Source organism: Dyella telluris (genome assembly GCF_014297575.1).
Lineage (GTDB): Bacteria > Pseudomonadota > Gammaproteobacteria > Xanthomonadales > Rhodanobacteraceae > Dyella > Dyella telluris.
In genome coordinates, this window is sequence record NZ_CP060412.1 from 1,368,185 (window position 1) to 1,387,346 (window position 19,162).

General features: G+C 58.7%; 12 protein-coding genes and 3 pseudogenes. 6 read left to right on the forward strand and 9 right to left on the reverse strand.

Annotated features, from left to right (window positions below):
- Positions 1–310 precede the first annotated feature (310 nt).
- Positions 311–931 (reverse strand): acyltransferase family protein, encoded by a 621-nt coding sequence (locus tag H8F01_RS06295; RefSeq protein WP_187058167.1) that lies wholly within the window; start codon positions 929–931, stop codon positions 311–313.
- Here H8F01_RS06295 and H8F01_RS06300 point away from each other — a divergent pair.
- From H8F01_RS06300 to wecB, 6 genes and pseudogenes are all read left to right on the forward strand, one after another.
- Positions 821–1,949 (forward strand): annotated as a pseudogene (locus H8F01_RS06300) (IS3 family transposase). The gene H8F01_RS06295 and the pseudogene H8F01_RS06300 sit on opposite strands and share 111 nt — an antisense overlap.
- Positions 1,950–2,416: 467 nt before the next feature.
- Positions 2,417–3,541, forward strand: a complete 1,125-nt coding sequence (locus tag H8F01_RS06305; protein WP_187058168.1) for an acyltransferase family protein — start codon at positions 2,417–2,419, stop codon at positions 3,539–3,541.
- A gap of 404 nt (positions 3,542–3,945) precedes the next feature.
- Positions 3,946–4,202, forward strand: a pseudogene (locus tag H8F01_RS06310) (DUF1153 domain-containing protein).
- A gap of 255 nt (positions 4,203–4,457) precedes the next feature.
- A complete protein-coding gene (locus H8F01_RS21815; RefSeq protein ID WP_238481169.1) occupies positions 4,458–4,664 on the forward strand; it encodes a hypothetical protein in 207 nt (68 codons plus the stop codon).
- A 42-nt stretch (positions 4,665–4,706) separates the two neighbouring features.
- Positions 4,707–4,955, forward strand: coding sequence for a hypothetical protein (locus tag H8F01_RS21820; RefSeq protein WP_238481170.1), 249 nt, complete (start codon positions 4,707–4,709; stop codon positions 4,953–4,955).
- A 170-nt stretch (positions 4,956–5,125) separates the two neighbouring features.
- Positions 5,126–6,253, forward strand: coding sequence for a non-hydrolyzing UDP-N-acetylglucosamine 2-epimerase (gene wecB, locus H8F01_RS06320; protein ID WP_222615728.1), 1,128 nt, complete (start codon positions 5,126–5,128; stop codon positions 6,251–6,253).
- 101 nt (positions 6,254–6,354) lie between these two features.
- Here the strand turns inward: wecB and H8F01_RS06325 are convergent, their stop codons facing one another.
- The 8 genes and pseudogenes from H8F01_RS06325 to glmS form a co-directional block, all read right to left on the reverse strand.
- Entirely contained in the window at positions 6,355–6,981 is a 627-nt protein-coding gene (locus H8F01_RS06325) for a tetratricopeptide repeat protein (RefSeq protein ID WP_187058169.1), read from the reverse strand.
- A 22-nt stretch (positions 6,982–7,003) separates the two neighbouring features.
- Positions 7,004–10,567 carry a glycosyltransferase gene (locus H8F01_RS06330; protein ID WP_187058170.1) on the reverse strand — a complete coding sequence of 1,188 codons (3,564 nt, stop codon included), beginning with the start codon at positions 10,565–10,567 and terminating at the stop codon, positions 7,004–7,006.
- Positions 10,568–10,691: 124 nt separating this feature from the next.
- Entirely contained in the window at positions 10,692–12,956 is a 2,265-nt protein-coding gene (locus tag H8F01_RS06335; RefSeq protein ID WP_187058171.1) for a methyltransferase domain-containing protein, read from the reverse strand.
- Positions 12,950–14,419, reverse strand: coding sequence for an ABC transporter ATP-binding protein (locus tag H8F01_RS06340; RefSeq protein ID WP_187058172.1), 1,470 nt, complete (start codon positions 14,417–14,419; stop codon positions 12,950–12,952). The genes H8F01_RS06335 and H8F01_RS06340 overlap by 7 nt, the downstream gene beginning before the upstream one ends.
- Positions 14,409–15,233 carry an ABC transporter permease gene (locus tag H8F01_RS06345; RefSeq protein ID WP_187058173.1) on the reverse strand — a complete coding sequence of 275 codons (825 nt, stop codon included), beginning with the start codon at positions 15,231–15,233 and terminating at the stop codon, positions 14,409–14,411. Before H8F01_RS06345 ends, H8F01_RS06340 begins: the two co-directional genes overlap by 11 nt.
- 65 nt (positions 15,234–15,298) lie before the next feature.
- Complete coding sequence (locus H8F01_RS06350; protein WP_187058174.1) at positions 15,299–16,489, reverse strand: cystathionine gamma-synthase; 1,191 nt, start codon at positions 16,487–16,489, stop codon at positions 15,299–15,301.
- A gap of 170 nt (positions 16,490–16,659) precedes the next feature.
- Positions 16,660–17,106, reverse strand: a pseudogene (locus tag H8F01_RS06355) (IS3 family transposase); the annotation flags it as partial.
- A gap of 187 nt (positions 17,107–17,293) precedes the next feature.
- Complete coding sequence (glmS, locus tag H8F01_RS06360) at positions 17,294–19,123, reverse strand: glutamine--fructose-6-phosphate transaminase (isomerizing) (protein ID WP_187058175.1); 1,830 nt, start codon at positions 19,121–19,123, stop codon at positions 17,294–17,296.
- Positions 19,124–19,162 lie beyond the last annotated feature (39 nt).

Consider the following 19,162-nt stretch of genomic DNA (forward strand, 5'->3'; position numbering starts at 1 on the left):
GCATGCCACTCTCGAGAAGAATGAGATTTCGACAGTTCGGCAGGCAAGGGGTGCTCCGGTTCATCGATACTCGACTGTGGCGTAGCCTGAAGAACATTGTTCCGTTGTCGGTACACCTGAAGATCCACGCCTCGCTGGCGCGTTCCATCCGAAGTGATTTTCGTTTTTCGCGGGCCCACGAGCGGGCTGAGGCCCGAGGACTTTTGGGTCGGATGTGAAAACATCCCTCATCACCCCAATGGCTGCCGGACGGGTCTCCCGACCAACGAAAGCGTCTGTCGCCGCCCCGCCGTCGTCACCCGGCTGAACTTCACGAAAGCTCAGTCCCCGGTACCCGCAATGGCAAGCCAACCCGGTTCCTCCGCAAGACCTCGAGGCACGGGCGCTCCACCAGATGCCACGACATGGCCGCCAACAACACCGTGATCGGTATGGCAAGCACCATGTTCAAATGGTTGCTCCAGGACGGGAAGATGGCCGTCAGAGCCTGCTGTATGACAAACCCATACAAGTAGATGCCGTACGAATAGTCGTGCCTCGGCTGCAGCACGGACAGGCAACGCAGCGATGCCACCCAAAGCACCCCGTAAGCAAGAGCCGGATACAGAAGCAGCTGTCCATACTCATTGTTTCGAAGCGAAATATAGGCCAGCAAGCCGAACACGGCCGGAGCCCAGTGGAGCTTCACGCGATCTCGAAACGCGAAAAACAGCATACCGAGAAAAAAGTATGGGACGGGATAAAACGAATACGCGATTGGACCGACCAGGCTTTCGTAGACATCTTCGAGCCATAATTTCTGGCAATCGAGGAGGTCGGTATAAGTGGGAAGTGGTACACGGATGAGTTCAAGATCGAAGCGGTCAAGCAAGTGACCGAGCGAGGCCATTCGGTGGTCGAAGTGGCCGATCGGCTGGGCATCACGACGCACAGCCTGTATGCGTGGAAGGCCAAGTTTGGCCAGCCGGACGTCGTGCGTCGTGCGTCGTGCGGAGCTGGACCAAAGCGCCGAGGTGCGGCGCCTGAAGGCCGAGCTTAAGCGTGTGACCGAGGAGTGCGACATCCTAAAGAAAGCCGCGGCGTACTTCGCCAAGGGGTAAAAGCGAAGTACGTGTTAATGCAGACCCATGCCCGCAAGTTTCGTCTGTGCGCGATGTGCCGGGTGCTCGGTGTGCATCGCAGCGGGTACTACGGACAGTCCAGTGCACGAGGACGCGCGCCTGCCGGGACGGATCAAGCACTTCTGACGGGTCAGCGGCGGCGTGTACAGGCATCGCAAGATGACCTGCGATTTGCGCGAAGCCGGCGAGCGGTGCAGCCGCCACCGGGTGCGTCAGCTGATGAAGCGCGAAGGTCTTCGGGCCCAGATCGGTTATGGCAGCAAGCCCCGCCACCGGGGTGGCCCCGTTGGCGCGGTGGCTAACGTGCTGGATCGGGAGTTCTCGCCCGAAGCCCCGAACAAGGTCTGGGTCACGGACATCACCTACATCCGCACCTACGAAGGCTGGTTGTTTCTGGCAGCCGTGATGGATCTTTATTCGCGTCAAATCATTGGCTGGGCGAAACGCCCGCACATGACAACAGACTTGGTGCTGCAGGCGTTGTTGGCGGCCGTGTGGAAGCGCAAGCCAGGCGCCGGCGTGCTGGTGCACTCGGACCAGGGCAGTCAGTTCACTAGCGATGACTGGCAGTCGTTCCTCAAGGCCCACCACATGCAGCCGAGCATGAGTCGTCGCGGGAATTGCCACGACAATGCCGTGGCGGAGAGCTTCTTCAGCGCATTGAAGAAGGAGCGGATCAAGCGGCGCATCTACCCCGCGCGGATGGCGGCAGCCTCGGACGTGTCCGATTACATCGAGATGTTCTACAACCCGATTCGCCGGCGCAGTTTCGTCGGCGACCTGTCACCAGTAGAGTTTGAACGGCGCTACGCGCAAAGCGGCTCGTGAGTGTCTACAAGAATCTGGGCGGTCCAGCGCACCCCAGACTTACTTCCATCGCTACTTGGCCGAAGTCTGCTACAGTTTTAATCACCGCGAAGAAGACCTTAAACCGCGGTTTTTAAGGCTTCTTCGCCAAATTTCGATCCAGGAATTGCGACCCATTTTGGTCCGGAAAGCTTAGGCACCACCTAATGTATCGGGGCAGGCCGTCCAGTCCCGGGCCACCAGACGCGGCAGCGCCCGCGCCCAAGCGGCGAATGGCAGGGCAACTCTCTGTCCGGCTCCGCCATCCAGGGAATCCGGAGGGAAGAAGGGGTTCTTCTCCAAGGAACAGAATCGTGACTCAGGTGACTCGTCCCGAGCGACTCACTGCCAAATCAGGCTGGAATGTTGCTCCAGCCATCCCGGGTCAGGCTTGCGATCTCGCCCAGGCGTATGTCACAAAGTCGATACCCGTTTGTTAATATGCAACGATGACTGATCGAAACTTCACTGTTGACATAGCTCGCGGTATTGGCATTCTTACTGTGGTCGCAGGCCACGCGAGTAGCGGTTCAGCGCTCTACGCCTTCGCGCCCTACTCGTTCCACATGCCCCTTTTCTTTTTTCTTTCAGGGCTGTTTTTTTCTGACAGTCGTCCTGAAGGACTTCAGTTCGTCTGGAAGTGTGCGAAATCGCTTCTGTTGTATTCGACTGGTTTCTATCTGTTCTACGCCTTAGTCTCCAAGGTGGTGGTGTCTTTGGGGTTCGGTGCATTCTATGACGAGCTCTCAATCAGGAACTTGCTGTTCAATCAGTTCCTAGGCTCGGGGGCGTTCAAGTTCACGGCAGCTTATTGGTTCATCCCTGCCTTGTTTTCGGTTCGCCTGTACTTTGCAATCGTCCACGCTAGGATTTTGGGGGGTTGCTTGAGGTTGGCACCGCGCCGGGAAGCTGAGTGGCGGTTCATACTACTGGCTATCTATCTCGCACTGGCCTTGTTTGCGGTCAGCGCGAGCGTATCAATGTATGAGACGCAGACTGTGAGCTGGAGCAAGATTGTTCCTCTGCGCTTTGCGTTCGCATTGTTCTTCTACTACTTTGGCGCTGTCTTTTCAAAATACAAGCTCGATAGGTTTGTGGTCAGTGTCGGGGCCATCATTGTTATGTACGTGGTCCAGCAACAGATGTGGGCCTCTGCAGGTAATCTCGATTTCTGGATGCAGATATCTAAGTATCAGGCTCCCGTCCTTCCCGTGCTCAGCAGCATCATCGGATCAATATTCGTTTACGCGCTCTCTGGTCTCGTGAAGGACAATGCTTCTTGCCGAGTTGTCCTAAGTTATTTAGGCAGGAATGCGCTTCCGATCTTGCTACACCACATCTTCGGTTTTTTCGTTGTCAATGCCATGCTTTGCGCGGCAGGGGTAATTCGTATTGCGGACGTTACTGGCCCCTACTATCAGTGGAATACGGTACATACTTGGCCCGTGTATATCGTCGTTGGCGTATTCATTTCGCTGGTAATGGACAGGTATGTGACGCAACCAATTATTCGGGTTTCCAAGATCATCCGACCAAGGGATTCGACTGGCGAGCCGCGGGCTAGTACAAAATGAAAAATCTGCCGCGCCCTTGCCGGAACTTGGATATGCGAGCGATAGCTGCCTATTCTTGGTTTCAACCTAGCGAAACAAGTCGGCAAGCAGCGCGTAGAGGTTGGCTCACGGAGAAAGGTAATCGGCCAGATTTGGTGGTGCGAGGTCGAGGACATCCGCGACCCTATGGAAGTGCCGGGGATGCCGTAGGGGCACCGCGCTTTGAGAGACAAAACGCCATGTGCTTTACAGCTTCCAAAAACCGATAGGGCGAATTGCGCTGCCCTTCACCAGGGCATCGGCAAGGCGCTCTGCAGTCTTGCGCTTCGGCTTCCACCGGCGCTTCGGCTTGTTCTGTTCGCGCGGGGGCTTCTGTAATGACCCAGTGATTTCCGGCACAGGTGTTACCTTGACGAGGAGACACCATGAGCATCGTGATGGACGAAGAGATCAAACGTTCGACGGCGCGGCGGAAGACGGTGCTGGTGCTGGAGATCATCCAGGGCAAGACGAGCGTGACGGACGCCAGCCGGCAGTTCGATCTACCGCCTCGGAAATCGAGAGCTGGGTTGAGGAGGGCAAGCGAGGGATGGAGAACGCACTGCGCGCCAAACCGGAAGATGTGCGTGAGCAGTACGAGCGGCAACTGAAGGATCTGCAGGAGGCCTACGGCGAAGCGTAGCTGGAACTGCGCGCCCGAAAAAAATTGGCGTCCCTGTTGGGCAAGGACGAGACCTGATGGTCACGATCCAGTAGGGACTGCGCGAGGGGGGCCTTCACGTGTCGATGGTCAAGCTATGCCGCTGGCTCGGCGTGGCGCGTCGCACGGTGTACTACCAGCCCATCAAGGCGGCGCCGAAGGTACGCGAAGAGCTGGCGGCGCCTGATCGAAGAAGAATCCGCGTTCGGTTATCGCACCGTGGCCGGGTTGCTGGGCATGAACAAGAACACCGTGCAGCGCATCTTCCAGCTCAAAGGCTGGCAGGAGCGCAAGCGAGCGGTGGGATTCCGACCACGGATCCAGGCCTTGCCGTCGGTGGCCGCCGCGCCCGACGAGCGCTTGGCAACGGACCTGTGCCGCCTTTGGGGCGGTCGCGATGGCTGGCTGGCGCTGGCCCTGGTGATCGACTGCCACACCCGGTAATTGCTGGGCTGGCAGCTCTGGCGCAGCGGCAAGGCTAGCACCGTGGCCGCCGCGTTGGAGCAAGCCCTGATCGCTCGTTACGGCAGCTTGGGACGCGTGGCCAAGTCGTTCCTGCTGCGCTCGGACAACGGCCTGGTGTTCACCAGCCGCGACTACACCCGGTTGATACGCAGCTACGGACTGCAACAGGAGTTCATCAGCCTGCACTGCCCGCAACAGAACGGCATGGTGGAGCGCGTTATCCGCACCTTGAAGGAACAATGCGCCGACCGCACCAGGCGCTGGGCATGAAGACACCCGCTCAAGCCTTTGCTTTATGTGCAGGAACCGCTGGGTCATTACACCAGGAAGCCCCAGGGAAATGAGGTAGAGTAAAATGGTATGGCTCCATATGCTCAACTGCCTGCCGCATGTGGGCGCCGCCAAGCGATCCGCTAGGCACACAAGGAACTCACCTTAAAATGACACGTCGCAAGAAGGTAATGCTGGTTTTCGGCACCCGTCCAGAAGCCATCAAAATGGCGCCATTGGTCACAGCGCTGAAAGAACGCCGTGATCTGGAGACCATTGTCACAGTCACCGCCCAACACCGACAGATGTTGGACCAGGTGCTTGATCTGTTTGAGATCACGCCAGACGAGGATCTCAATGTCATGCGCCCCGGCCAAACTCTTCCTGATCTGACTTCCCGAATCCTCCAGGAGATGGGCCAGGTCATTGCCAAACACGCACCCGATATCGTCCTGGTCCACGGTGATACCACAACCACGTTCGCAACATCCCTCGCTGCTTTCTATCAGCGCACGCAGATTGGCCACGTGGAAGCCGGCTTGCGTACGGGCAATCTCTATTCACCCTGGCCTGAGGAAGCGAACAGAAAGTTGACTGGAACTTTGGCTGGCCTGCACTTTTCGCCAACGCAGTCTTCCGCTGATAACCTGCGCGCGGAAAACGTCGCACCAGAAACCATCCACGTTACCGGCAACACCGTAATCGATGCACTCCTGGCAGTGGTGGAAAAGATCGGCAACAATCCCGACATTGCGGCTGAGCTGGCCGCTCAGTTTCCGTTCCTTGATCCATCAAAGCGCCTCGTCTTGGTCACTGGCCATCGCCGCGAGAACTTTGGTGATGGTTTCGAACAGATCTGCCACGCCCTGAAGGCCATCGCGGCTCGCGGCGACACGCAGGTGGTGTACCCCGTACATCTCAACCCGAATGTTCAGGAGCCGGTGAAGCGCATCCTCGGCGATCAGCCATCCGTATACCTGATCGAGCCGCAGGAATATCTCCCATTCGTCTATTTGATGAGTCGCTCGCACATCATCGTGACCGACTCCGGTGGTATCCAGGAGGAGGCCCCTTCGCTGGGCAAGCCAGTACTGGTGATGCGCGACACAACCGAAAGGCCCGAAGCCGTATCCTCCGGAACGGTGCGACTGGTTGGCGCCGACAGCAGCCGGATAACACAAGAGGTCTCCCGCTTGCTGGACGACAACAACGCCTACGAGTTGATGAGCAAGGCGCACAACCCCTACGGCGATGGCAAGGCCGCCGAGCGCATCGCCAGCATCATTGCCGCCATCTGACGATTTGTGACGGCCCCTCTACACATGGGAAAGGCCAGCCCTTGCCAAGCTGGCCTTTCTGCATTCTTCCTGCCGACTGGTCGGCAGGGCTGACCCAGGTTTTACTTGGCGCCCAAAGCTTTCAGCTTTTCCGCGGCTTCGGCATTGCCCTTGTCAGCCGCCTTCTGATACCAGGCTTTGGCCTCGCCCAGGTCCGCCGGAATCCCGCTACCGTTCTGGTATATCTCGCCCACCTTGAGCGCAGCATCGGCGCTACCGGCCTGCCCCGCCTTCAGATAGAGATTCAGGGCTTCGCCCTCGTTCTTCTCGATGCCGTCGCCGACGGCGTACATCGTCGCCAACTTGTAAGCCGCATCGGCATTACCTGCATCGGCCGACGCCCGCAGCAGATTGGTGGCCTCGCCAGTGTTCTGCTCCACGCCCTTTCCGGCCTGGTACAGCTTCGCCAACTCGAACTTCGCACCGGCGTGACCATCCGCCGATGCCTTCAAGAGCAGGCTAGCCGCATCCGTCATCACCTGCCCCTGACCGTTCGAAGCGATGAGACGGAGTGCGTCCTGATAATTCTTCTCTGCCTCGCTGACAGCCGGGGCCGAAGCACTGGCAGCCGGCGCAGCACCCGTTTGCCCGGAATTGGCGCCCGCACCGTCCGTTGCCGGGTTTGAACAACCAGCAACGAGGGACACCAGCAAGATCGATGCAACGGAAATAGAGACTTTCTTCATCATCAAATTACCGATTGTTGATTATTTAGGCCAATTGGGAACGCTGTCGCACATCCGACAGCAACCGTGCGTACTTCATGTAGGCGAAATCTTTCTGCAACGTCGCCAGTTGTTCACGACTGAAACCGGGCCGCTTGGGATCACACCACACCTTGATCATCATATCGGCCAAGTCCGACACGAAAGCAGGACGCGACGCCAATGCATCAATTGAACCGTGATATTCCATGAGATCCACTGCAGGATTAACAACATGGACCCCGGGGAGCCCTTCATATTCGGCTACCACGCCGACCCTCGGGAAAATCACTGGAAGGTCACTGGCAAGAGCCTCGATCAGCGTCAGCGGGCCACCCTCAAAGAAACTGCCGCTGACGAAAGCGTCAGCCATGGCATGCAGCTCCCAGGGGCTGCTGGTTGGCTCGATGAACAGCACTCGAGACTCCAAACCGGCGTCCTTCACTAAAGCGCGGACCTCAGCGTAAAGACCCTTCTCGTACACCGGGCCGACCACGACCAGCTTCGCGTTGTCGCATCCATGCACCGCGCGGCTGAACGCCCGCACCACATCACCATGGTTCTTCTGGTGATTGATCGCGGCCATATCGAGGAACACAAAATCATTGACCCCGATGCCGTGTTGCTTCCGCAGCCGGCTACGCACCGACATGCGATCAATCGTCGAGAACCTGTCGACGTCAATGCCGTTGCTGATTACGTCACAACGCTCGGCATCGACACCCAGCCTCCGTACGGAGTACTCCTTCACCGTGCTCGAAACCGCAACGAACCTGCTGGTGAGTGCGGCAGCATCCTTGAACTTTCTCAACTCATCATCGGCCAACCACATGTACATATTGTGGATCACCTGCGTGACAGGAATGCCCAGTTCGCTACACACCTCTATGCCGTCGATCGAATAATGTGAAAGCACGGCCTTCGGCCTGAGTCTTTGCAAGACGTCCTTGTAGCCCGCAGCAGTGTATTCGATTGCAATCAGGCGCTGTCCGAGCCGACGTGCGCGCTCCGCCGCGGGCCCCTGCGTCCCCAGAACAAGCAGCGCCAGTCGAACGCCACAACCCCGCAGAAATTCATTCAATTCCAACACGACATTCTCAAGCCCACCGGACTCGAAGTTGCCGACCTGGACAAGCACATCGACCTCCGCATCCGCAGAGTGTTCATGGACGTGCGACGGGCCAACTCCATCCAGCAGGTAGTCGGAAAGCTCGAGCGCACCACGATCGCGTGCAGACTTGATTCTCTGGTACACCCCGAAGTTGAACTGAGCCATCTCTGCCATCGCGGCGCTCTCGGGCAGTCGCCCAGCATTGAACTCGTCCAGCGGAACAGACCGCATCCCCAGCGCGGAGAAATCGCCAATCTGGTCGGAATCAATGATCGGAATGATCCCGTTCGCGAGGTATTCCACGATCTTCGTTGGACAGGCCACATTGTTCACCACGGAATCTTCGCGGAGGATGTAGCCGAAGTCGCATTTGCGGTAGAAACGCATCAACGCGTCATGACTCATGGAGTCGAAGACAATCGAATTCTCAGGATCGATCTCCGCCGCAATCTCCGCCGCCGTCTCCGGATCGGGAGACAGGAAATAGCTGGTGCAATTTGCCTGGGCCGCAATCATGCTGCCCAGTGTCTTCTCCGGCTGTTGCCACTTGTGCAGGCCGCCAGCATAAACAGCAATCGGCCGCGAATTTCCCTTTTCCCCGAGGAACGGTACGAAATTCGGGAACATCGGAAAATGGACAAATACAGGCGATCGATGATTCCGATATTTCTGTTCGAGATACCTCTGCATGACGCCCGAAACAACAACAATCCGGCCGGCGTGGGCAAACGCATACTCTTCCTGGCGCTCGTACTTGACTGCATTAAAGTAGTCATGATGCATCCGGAACTCTTCCGGAACCACCCCGTGAATGTCCACGACGGAACGAACGAAAGGCAGGCGCAGCAGCTTCCCGAACCCAAGATCGGTCATCCGAAGCACACTGTGGAAATATATCTTCCTGGACCGGAGGACGAACGCGAGGACTATCGTCCAAAGCAGAGCCTTCTTGAGCCGGCTACCCAGAAGGCGAATGACAATCACCTTGGGCTGCGGGCGATCAAGTACCGTGGTACGGCCGGCCAGGTCCGCGGTCTCGACATAGAGGCGCCACCCATCAGAGACCAGGCGATCGACCATCTGGATTCTTTGGAAATACCCATCCTTCTCGCGCTCCGGATAGAAATAACCCCCAAAGAACACGGTTCCACGAAAGCGAGTCAGCGACTGAACGCCCTTCCTGAGCCCCCATAATGCCTTGCGCATACCGGAGCGCTTGCTCCATTGCTGCTTCACCCAATCGGTGCTGCCGTGCCCGTTCTTCGCGGAATCACCCCGCAGCAGTGAGTTGACGCTGAAATTGGCGTCAACCACGCTCCAGATCTGCACGACAAGTTGAGCACCCTTTTCCAGAATCTGCGCCGCAACGACCCCATCACGGTCGCCAACAGCCAACCAATTGCGGGCGCCGGAGGAGAAGGCGTCCCACTCCGATCCAAGGGATGGGAAGGCATCGGCACGCTCGATCGCATTCCGCACACGCGCTGATCGCTTCCCTGAGTGCAGGAACTCCCCCTTCAAATTTACGAACTCCACCGAATGGTGGCGCACCAGCCGATCCACCGCTGTCAAATGCAATTCCAGCAGTTCAGCCTGTGCCACACTGACCCTGCTATTGCCTCGCTCGCCGACTACGTGCTGGAAATCAGCAAGGAATGAAACCAGGGGCTTTTCCGGACGACGCCTCCAGCTGACGCCATGCTTGGTCTCCAGGTAGCGCAGATTTTTCTTTGCGCTACCGGCGAAATAGCTGTAGTCGAGCTTCCCGAAGGAGGCGGATCCGAAGTGATGGATATACACATCACGAGCAAGCCCTATGCGGTAGCCCTTCGAACGCAGGCGCAGACAGTAGTCGTCATCCTCAAACCCTCCAGGAAAGAACGTTTCGTCGAGAAGACCGACGTCCTCAAGCGCACCACGCTCGATGAACACGCAGAAGAACGTGACGTCGCACTCCTGCAGACATCCACGGAACTCCGCATATCGCTGGTTGGCCTGCTTCTGCACCTGCTGATAAGCAACCTCAAAGGCCTTCTGGGAAGCCGCGACCTCGTCCAGCCGTAGATCATTGAGTTCTGGTACGCACTGTTCGCTGTCAGCGCGATTTGTAACGGCACTGACGACCGGATATCCATGCGAAAGCTGGCGATCAATCCAGCCGTCCGTCACGATGACATCACTATTGAGAAGGCAAAACTTGCTGATAGCCGGATCTTCCAGCAGAGCCATGATGCCGACATTATTGCCGCCACTGAATCCCAGGTTCCGCTCGTTCTGTATGTACGTCCATTGTCCGCTGGCAAACGCCGGAGACGACTCGACAAACGCGCGAATCTTCCCGCGCGCCTCGTCCGAAGATGCGTTGTCGACAATGACCAGCTTGTAGGCCGAGTCGTTCCTTGCCTTGAAGACGCTGCGCAACGTAATAATCGCCGCATCAGCAGCGTTATACGTCACCATCACGATCCCTATCACTTTCCAGCCCCTAGTTCAATCTCAGAATAGTCTATTGTCAAATCGCGGCCCGAAGTCCAGTCCAATGAATTGGTTCAGGCAAGAAAATGCAGTCACGCGAGCTGCGTGACTACCCCTGCAGCTTCGCCAAGAGCTCTGCAATGATCCGATCACGCGACTCTATTTCCGCCTGCAGATTCTTCCCCATGCTTTGCGCGTGCGCGTCGATATCCATGACCTGTCTCGCCAGATCCTGCGCCAGTTTGTCTTGCTTGATGACTTCAGCGGCCAACTCTTGCGCGCGATCGCTTTGCTTCACGACTTCGCCTGCAAGTTCTTCAACTCGATGATCGCGCTCAAGCAGTTGGTCAGCCAGCGTATCGGCATGCTGCTTCAACCGCTGCAAGCCCGCATTCAGATCCAGGGCCTCAAGTGTCTTTTGCCTATTATCCCAATTCAACGTCCTCAACTCGGACTTTAGATAGTCAATCTGTCGCTCAAGAAACCCTCGCGCCTCCCTGGCAAACGCGCCGGGACGCTCATCACACGAATCAATGACCGCCAACATGTAGGCCGCGCGTGCACTCTTGTCAAATAGAATCGCCATTTCGGCGAGACCGAAGGGAAGGGGCGATCGATTCGACCCGGCAACATTCAGCCAAGCAGCAAGCCATGTGTTCCGCGCCCCGCCCTCGGACCAACGACGCACCAAACCAATCGATTTTTGCAGCAGCACTCTCGCCCCGCCGAAGTCCTTGCGACCCGCACAAAGCACCGCACGCAGGAACAAGGCATCCAGAGTCTTGTTGCCAAGAATCGGGCTGTATGGCACAGGGTCGATTGCGGAACACTTCCTGAAATAGCGCTCGGCCTCCGCGATATTTTCCCGCAGGAACTCGGCAAAACCCCAGGCATAGGCAATGGAAACCTGCCACCGGCGTTGATGCGGACTTGGGCGCTTGACCGCGAGATAGTGGTCCACGGCGGGCTTGAGCTCATCACGCTCGGAAAAATCTCCGCGCTCGATCTGTTCATAGATCAAGCCGCACAGGGCAGCGCCAGCATCCACCGACAGCGCTGGTGCTGCAGCAAATACCTTCCTGCGGAAGCGATCAAGCAACGCCGGACTTCTTGATCTCAGGCCAATGGCCACCATCGACTTGACCAACCAGGGATTCAAGTAATCTCGAGCGAACGCGGAAACGTTGAACCGCGATGAACTCGGGATCTCCCATGCGGTTTCCTTGAAGGTGGCGCCCGCAGGTTCGGTGGGATCCTTCATTCCAAGGAAGACCACCCATTCCGCCTCCTCATATTCCGGATTCGACGGGTCGACCTCCTGCCAGGACCGCGGCGAGAAATGGCACTTCATCGCGCCACCCGCAACCTGGATGAAAGCCTTCTCCAGCAGGAATTTTGAAGAAACCTCGGACTTCAACTTCTCCCAGGTATAGACATGCAGGTGGAACGGATTCGGATCACGCCCCGTCTCGTCCGTCCAGTCATTGGGCGCGCAGAGCATGACCCGACCGCCCGGAGCAAGCACTCGCTTCAGTTCCGCTAGATACCTCTCGGGGTGCGGAACATGCTCGATGGTCTCGAACGCCGCGATGAAATCGATACTTGCATCTGCGATGCCACCCAAGACTTCGGCATCGCCCACCGAAAATCTCACTTTGTCCGCAAGCCCATAATGGGCATTCGCGTAATTGATTCCAAAGTCGCTCAGATCGACGCCGTGCACGGAAGCAGCCAGTGTCGCCTCAAAAAGCATGCGGGAGCCATAGCCCAGACCACACGCAACATCAAGCACCCTGTCGCCTGGCCTGATGTATTCTGCTGCGTACCGATAACGCACGCAGTGAGCATCGCTGCGACGACCGGTTTCGCGCAGCATATCAGTATGCAGAAGGCGTTCTTCTTCAAGAATTTCGAGGTTATAGCGCCCAAGCGCCGCATCCGGCACTCGCTCGAAGGGTGCGATGAAGCACCCGTGCGCCTCATTAAGCGACGCATACGGGTTAATGTCGTAGTACGCAGCAGCCTTGCGGTAGCCGATCGTGATAATCCGGCGTTCCAGCGCTTCGCGCTCTCTCAGCGCGAATTCCGCGCTTTCCTTGATGTCATGGATAGCGACGACATAACGGACGCGGCTTTTGAAAATTTCCGGCAGCTGCGCAAGCCCGTCATCGACACCCCCACGCAGATCGAGCACAACGGCATGTGGCGCGATGCCATCATCGGAGGAGCGCGTTCGTGCGTCGATCAGTTTTCCACGCAAGGCAGCGGCAATGTCGGCCGCACTGCTGCCCAAGCACAAATAACGCCCGAAACCAAACGCGTCTCTCAGGCTAATGGAAAACGTGTCAACGTCGAAGTAACGCTCATTCACCATGAAGCACTCATCCTCAGGTCAAAACTACCGCCGAAATGGTAGGTTTTCTGATCCATGAATACCTGGAAAAATGCCGCCTCGTCCTTCCAGTGCAAAATGGTCTGCTCGGAATAGTCGGGCTGCCCCTCATGCGAAACCGCAGCCTGTATCTCGTAGAAGCCAGGACCAAGCGGACAAACGAAGTCGAACAACGCGCAGGATTCTTCACCTTTCGCAAACGCGCGCTCCCAAAATACAGGAGCGTCCTGCAGCCCTGCAGCAACCTGCATATCCTGGTTGAGTGTCCCCCAAGAATAGATCTTCAACCCCTCCCGGCTCCGGATACGCAGGGAGACATTCAGGTTCTTCAGGTCAACCAGAGCCTTGAAATCAATCCTGACTCTTATCCGCTCTCCGGGATAGAACACCGCGCAGGGCTCGCCCGACTCGTCTGTCGTGGATACCCGCTGCACCAGCGCATGACCAGAGCCGAACGAAGTATCGTCGATCCCGGCCCCGTCTCTGGTTGTCCCAGCGCCCGGCGCATCCATCATCGCGGCCGCCGAAACATCGAGGCCCAGAGTTTCCGGGACGAGCTGCGGCTCGTCGGAGGGCATCACGCTCTCCGGCAGCTTGATGTTGTTCCCTTCCGTCGACGGGTCGATACCCTCGACGACGATTTCCCGCTCCGCCAGCGATGCGAAGTACTTCGATTCCTCCTGGTTGATCAGGCGCCTATAGGCCCGAAGCGTTTCGGAAGATGTGCCCATCGCTATCGCTCGCCCCTCATGGAGCAGCAACGAGCGCCGGGTAACCGTTCTCACCGTCTCCTGATCGTGCGAGACGAACAGGATGGTCACACCGTCATCCGCTAGGCGGTTGATTCGGGCAAAACAGCGCTTCTGGAATAGCGCATCACCCACGGCCAGTGCTTCATCGATGATGAGGATATCCGGGTCGATTTGCACCTGCACGGCAAAAGCGAGGCGTACCAGCATGCCGCTCGAATACGTCTTGATCGGCCTCTCGAGGTGCTCTCCAATATCGGCAAACGCAGCAATTCCATCGAACTTGGCATCGATCTCGGCACGCGACAACCCCAACAGCATGCCGTTCAGGTACACGTTTTCACGCCCTGAGAATTCCGGATTGAACCCTGAGCCCAACTCAAGCAGGGCAGCTATCCGCCCACGCGTCTCTACCGTTCCCTGCGTGGGAATGAGGACGCCTGTAATGAGTTGCAGGAGCGTACTCTTGCCGCTACCGTTACGACCAATGACTCCGAACGGCTCGCCCTTCGGAACCTCGAAACCAATGTCCCGCAACGCCCAGAACTCTGAAAAGTATCGGGGTGCGGACCTACCCAGCACGCCATGAATGCGATTGGCAACAGCCTGCTTCAACCGCGAAGCCGGCCGGGGATAGATCTGGTAGCACTTACCCAGATTCTCTACTCGAATGGAAACGTTGCTGTCAGAGGACATCGGCAAATCCGGCTCGTGCACGCTGAAAAATCCATAGCCCAATCCAGGCAATCACGATGGATACACCGAGATACGTGAACCACTGCTGCCAATCAATCATCACGCCCTGATACAGCAAGGCCCGAACCTGCTCGACCGCCACACTGATTGGATTAAGCAGAACCATCCCCCGATACTTCTCCGGCAATGCAGATATCGGATAGAAAATCGGAGCAAGGAACATCAGCGCCGCGAGCAGGCCGGTAACGATATGCGTGATGTCACGAACATATGTTCCAAGCGCGGCAAGAATCCAGCAGATCCCAAGCGTCAGGAACCCAAGGGGCAGCAGCGGGAAGATCACCAACGGCACAGTCGCATGCAACCCTCCCTTGATGACCAAGTAAAACACGATCCATATGAGGAAGCCGATAAGCGCGTGGAAAAGGGCACTCATCAGGCTTATTACCGGCAGAACCTGCAGGGGGAATACGATTTTCTTAACATAGCTCTGATTTCCGAGTATCAGCGTTGGCGCCTTTGCCACGCATTCGGAAAAGAACGTAAATACCAGCAGGCCGGGAAACAACACCAGGGAGAAATCGAGGCTGGATTGCTGCTGCATGCCCTGCCACTTCGAATGCAGCACCTCGGTAAAGAAGAACGTGTAAACGGACAACATTATCAGGGGGTTCAACAACGCCCAAAGAACCCCCATCGTTGCGCCACGATAGCGAATTTCGATCTCGCGCCGTGCCAGGCCCGCAACGAGATCCCAATTATCAATGAGGGTCCGACCAAGTTTCAGCAAGGACCCGCTCTGTTTTTGTGACATCAAGCCTGTTCCCAAATTCCAGTCAGTTGCAGGCAGACATATGCCAGCCCTGCAAGGGCTATTTACTACACACGCGTCAACGCCCGCTCCAAATCCCCTCGCAGATCCCCAACCTCCTCAACCCCCACACTCAACCTAACCAACGCATCACTAATCCCCAGCACATTCCGCCGCTCCACCGGAATCGAAGCATGCGTCATAACCGCAGGGTGATTCACCAGACTCTCCACCCCACCCAACGACTCGGCCAACGTAAACAGCTCCGTCCGCTCGCAAAGCCGCTTCGCCGCCTCGAACCCGCCCTTCAGCACGATCGACACGATCCCGCCAAATCCAGCCATCTGCCGCTTCGCCAGCGCGTGCTGCGGATGGCTCTCCAGCCCCGGGTAAATCACCTTCTCCACCGCCGGATGCCCTTCCAGCCACTGCGCCAGCGCCAGCGCGTTGTCGCAGTGCGCACGCATGCGCAGCGGCAGCGTCTTCAGGCCACGCAGCGCCAGGAAGCTGTCGAACGGCCCCTGCACGCCGCCGACCGAGTTCTGCAGGAACGCCAGCTTCTCGCCCAGCTCGGCGTTGTCGCCGACAACGGCAATGCCGCCGACCATGTCGGAATGGCCATTGAGGTACTTGGTCGCCGAGTGCACGACGATGTCGGCGCCCAGCGCCAGCGGGCGCTGCAGGATCGGCGAGGCGAAGGTGTTGTCGACCACCACCAGCAGGCCGCGGCGGCGCGCGATCGCCGCGACCGCGGCGATGTCGACCAGCTTGAGCATCGGGTTGGTCGGGGTCTCGATCCAGACCATCTTCGTCTTCGCCGTCATCGCTGCCTCGAAGGCGGCCAGGTCGGTCAGGTCGACGAAACTGAAATCCAGCCCCGCGCTGCGCCGGCGCACGCGCTCGAACAGGCGGTAGCTGCCGCCGTACAGGTCGTCCATCGCCACCACGTGGTCGCCGCTGTCCAGTAGCTCGATCACGGTGGAGGTGGCCGCCATGCCGGAGGCGAAGGCGAAGCCGCGGCTGCCGCCCTCCAGCGCGGCGATGCAGCGCTCGTAGGCGAACCGGGTCGGGTTGTGAGTGCGCGAATACTCGAAGCCCTGGTGCTCGCCTGGACTGGACTGGGCGTAGGTCGAGGTCGCGTAGATCGGCGGCATCACTGCGCCGGTGCTCGGGTCGGGCGACTGCCCGCCGTGGACCGCCAGGGTGGCCAAAGCCATCGGGCGGCCGCCCTCCTGGCTGCTGTTTTTAAGGTCCGACATGGTTGCTTCCGCTTTAGTGACGGGATTGTAGCAGCTGGGCTCCGGGCGCCCCAACCTGGAGTTTCCCGGCTTGTTACTGAACGAGGTGGCGCTGAATCGCTCCGGGTTTCGTGGAGGCCCGTTGGGTTAAGTCAGGCCGCCATGTCGGCGGCTTGATGGTCGAGTTGCCGCTAGTAGTTTGCCTCAGCCTCTGCAGGCGGGATATAGCCGATGGGTTCGAGCAAACGGTGGTGGTTGAACCAGGACACCCATTCCAGCGTGGCCAGCTCCACGGCCTCCTTGATCCTCCAGGGCGCACGGCGATGGATCAGTTCGGCCTTGTAGAGACCCTTGATCGTCTCGGCCAAGGCATTGTCATAACTGTCGCCTCGGCTGCCCAAGGACGGTTCGATGCCGACCTCGGCCAGGCGCTCGCTGTATCGAATGCTGACGTATTGCGAGCCGCGGTCCGAATGGTGGATCAGGGTGTGGTCCCACTCGGGCTGGCATGCGTACAGTGCCTGCTCCAGTGCATCGAGCACGAAGTCGGTGCGCATTGAGTTGCTGACCCGCCAGCCCACGATCCGGCGCGCGAACACGTCGATGACGAAGGCCACGTACAGCCGGCCCTGCCGGGTCAGGTAGCCCCTTTGCTGAAAGAGGCGCGCAATCTGGACGTGATTCCAGCCGCTCTGCATCAGCGTCGCGATCTCGCCGAGCAGGAAGCGCTGATAATGAGAGTAGTAGCCCGAGGTGTCCTTGGGGACTAGGACGGAAACCGAGGCTGGAAAGTGCCGAGAGAGCTCCCGGCACTTAATAACCAAATCATTCCACCGTCACCGACTTCGCCAGGTTGCGCGGCTGATCGACGTCGGTGCCGCGCAGCACGGCCACGTGATAGGCGAGCAACTGCAGCGGCACGGTGAACACGGCCGGGGCAATGAAGTCACCGCCGCCGTTGATGCGCAAGGTGACACCGCGGTGCCCGTTACCCTCGAGGCTGGCCTCGCCGTCGGCGAACACCAGAAGCTCACCACCGCGCGCACGTACTTCCTGCAGATTGGACTTGAGCTTGTCCAACAGCGGGCCGTTCGGCGCCACCGCGATCACTGGCATGTTTTCGTCCACAAGGGCGAGCGGGCCATGCTTGAGTTCACCCGCCGGGTAGGCCTCGGCGTGGATGTACGAGATTTCCTTGAGCTTGAGCGACCCTTCCAGTGCCACCGGGTATTGCGCGCCGCGCCCCAGGAAAAGCGCGTGCTGGCGATGGATCAGGTGTTCGGCCAGATCAATCACTTTCGGCTCGAGCTTGAGGGCGTCCTCGATCGCGCGCGGCAGGTGCTGCAACTGGCTGCATAAATCGATGTAACGAGCCTTGTCCAGGCCACGGTGCTGAGCCAGATGCAGCGTCAGCAGTCCGAGCGCGGCGAGCTGCGTGGTGAACGCCTTGGTTGAGGCCACGCCGATTTCCGGGCCTGCGCGCGTCATCAGCTTGAGGTCGGCCTCGCGAACCACCGACGACTCAGGCACGTTGCAGATGGCCAACGTGCCCAGATAGCCGCGACGGCGCGATTCACGCATGGCCGCCAGCGTGTCGGCGGTTTCTCCGGATTGCGAAATGGCGACGAACAACGTGCCATCCGGCACCACCGCTTCGCGGTAGCGGTATTCGCTGGCCACTTCCACGCTCACCGGCAGGCGGGCGTATTCCTCGATCCAGTACTTGGACACCAGGCCAGCGTGATAGCTGGTGCCACAGGCAATGATGTGCAGGCCACGCACCTTGCCGAGCAACTCATCGCCGTCCACGCCAAAGATATTCGGCAGCACGCCGTGCGGACCGATGCGGGCTTCGAGCGTGGCGGCCACCGCGTGGGGCTGCTCGAAAATTTCCTTCTGCATGTAGTGGCGATATTCGCCGCGTTCCACCGCGTCCGCGGAGAGCTCGCTTTCATGCATGGCGCGCTCGACGCGCTGGCCATCGATATTGAAGATCTGGACTTGGTCGCGGGTGATCTCGGCGACATCGTCCTCATCGAGATAGATGATCTTGTTGGTCACCTGGATCAGCGCCTGCGCATCCGAACCCAGGAAGTGCTCGCCAATGCCCACGCCGACCAGCAGCGGCGCGCCATGACGCGCACCAATGACGCGACCCGGTTCCTTGCTGCTCACCACGGCGATGGCATAGGCACCTTCGAGTTCGCGAAGGGTGGCCAGCACGGCCTCGCGCAGGCTCAGGCCCGTTTCAACGTGCTCGTTGATCAACGCCGCCATCACTTCGGTATCGGTTTCCGAAGTGAAAACGTGGCCGCGAGCCTGCAGATCAGCACGCAGGGCCGCGTAGTTTTCGATGATGCCGTTGTGCACGAGCGCAACGCTGCCGGCCATGTGCGGATGCGCGTTCACTTCATTGGGCACGCCATGCGTTGCCCAGCGCGTGTGCGCAATGCCGGTGCCGCCAGGGAAGGGGTTGGCGAGATAAGCGCCTTCCATCTCGCGCACCTTACCCTTGGCGCGGACGCGATGGATCTCGCCCCCGCTCATCACGGCCAGGCCCGCCGAGTCGTAACCGCGGTATTCCAGGGCCTTCAGGCCAGCGATGAGCAAGGGAGCCACGTCACGCTGGGCGGCGGCGGCAACGATTCCACACATGAGTTGTTACTCCTTTAGGACCAGCGTGCCCCATCGGCA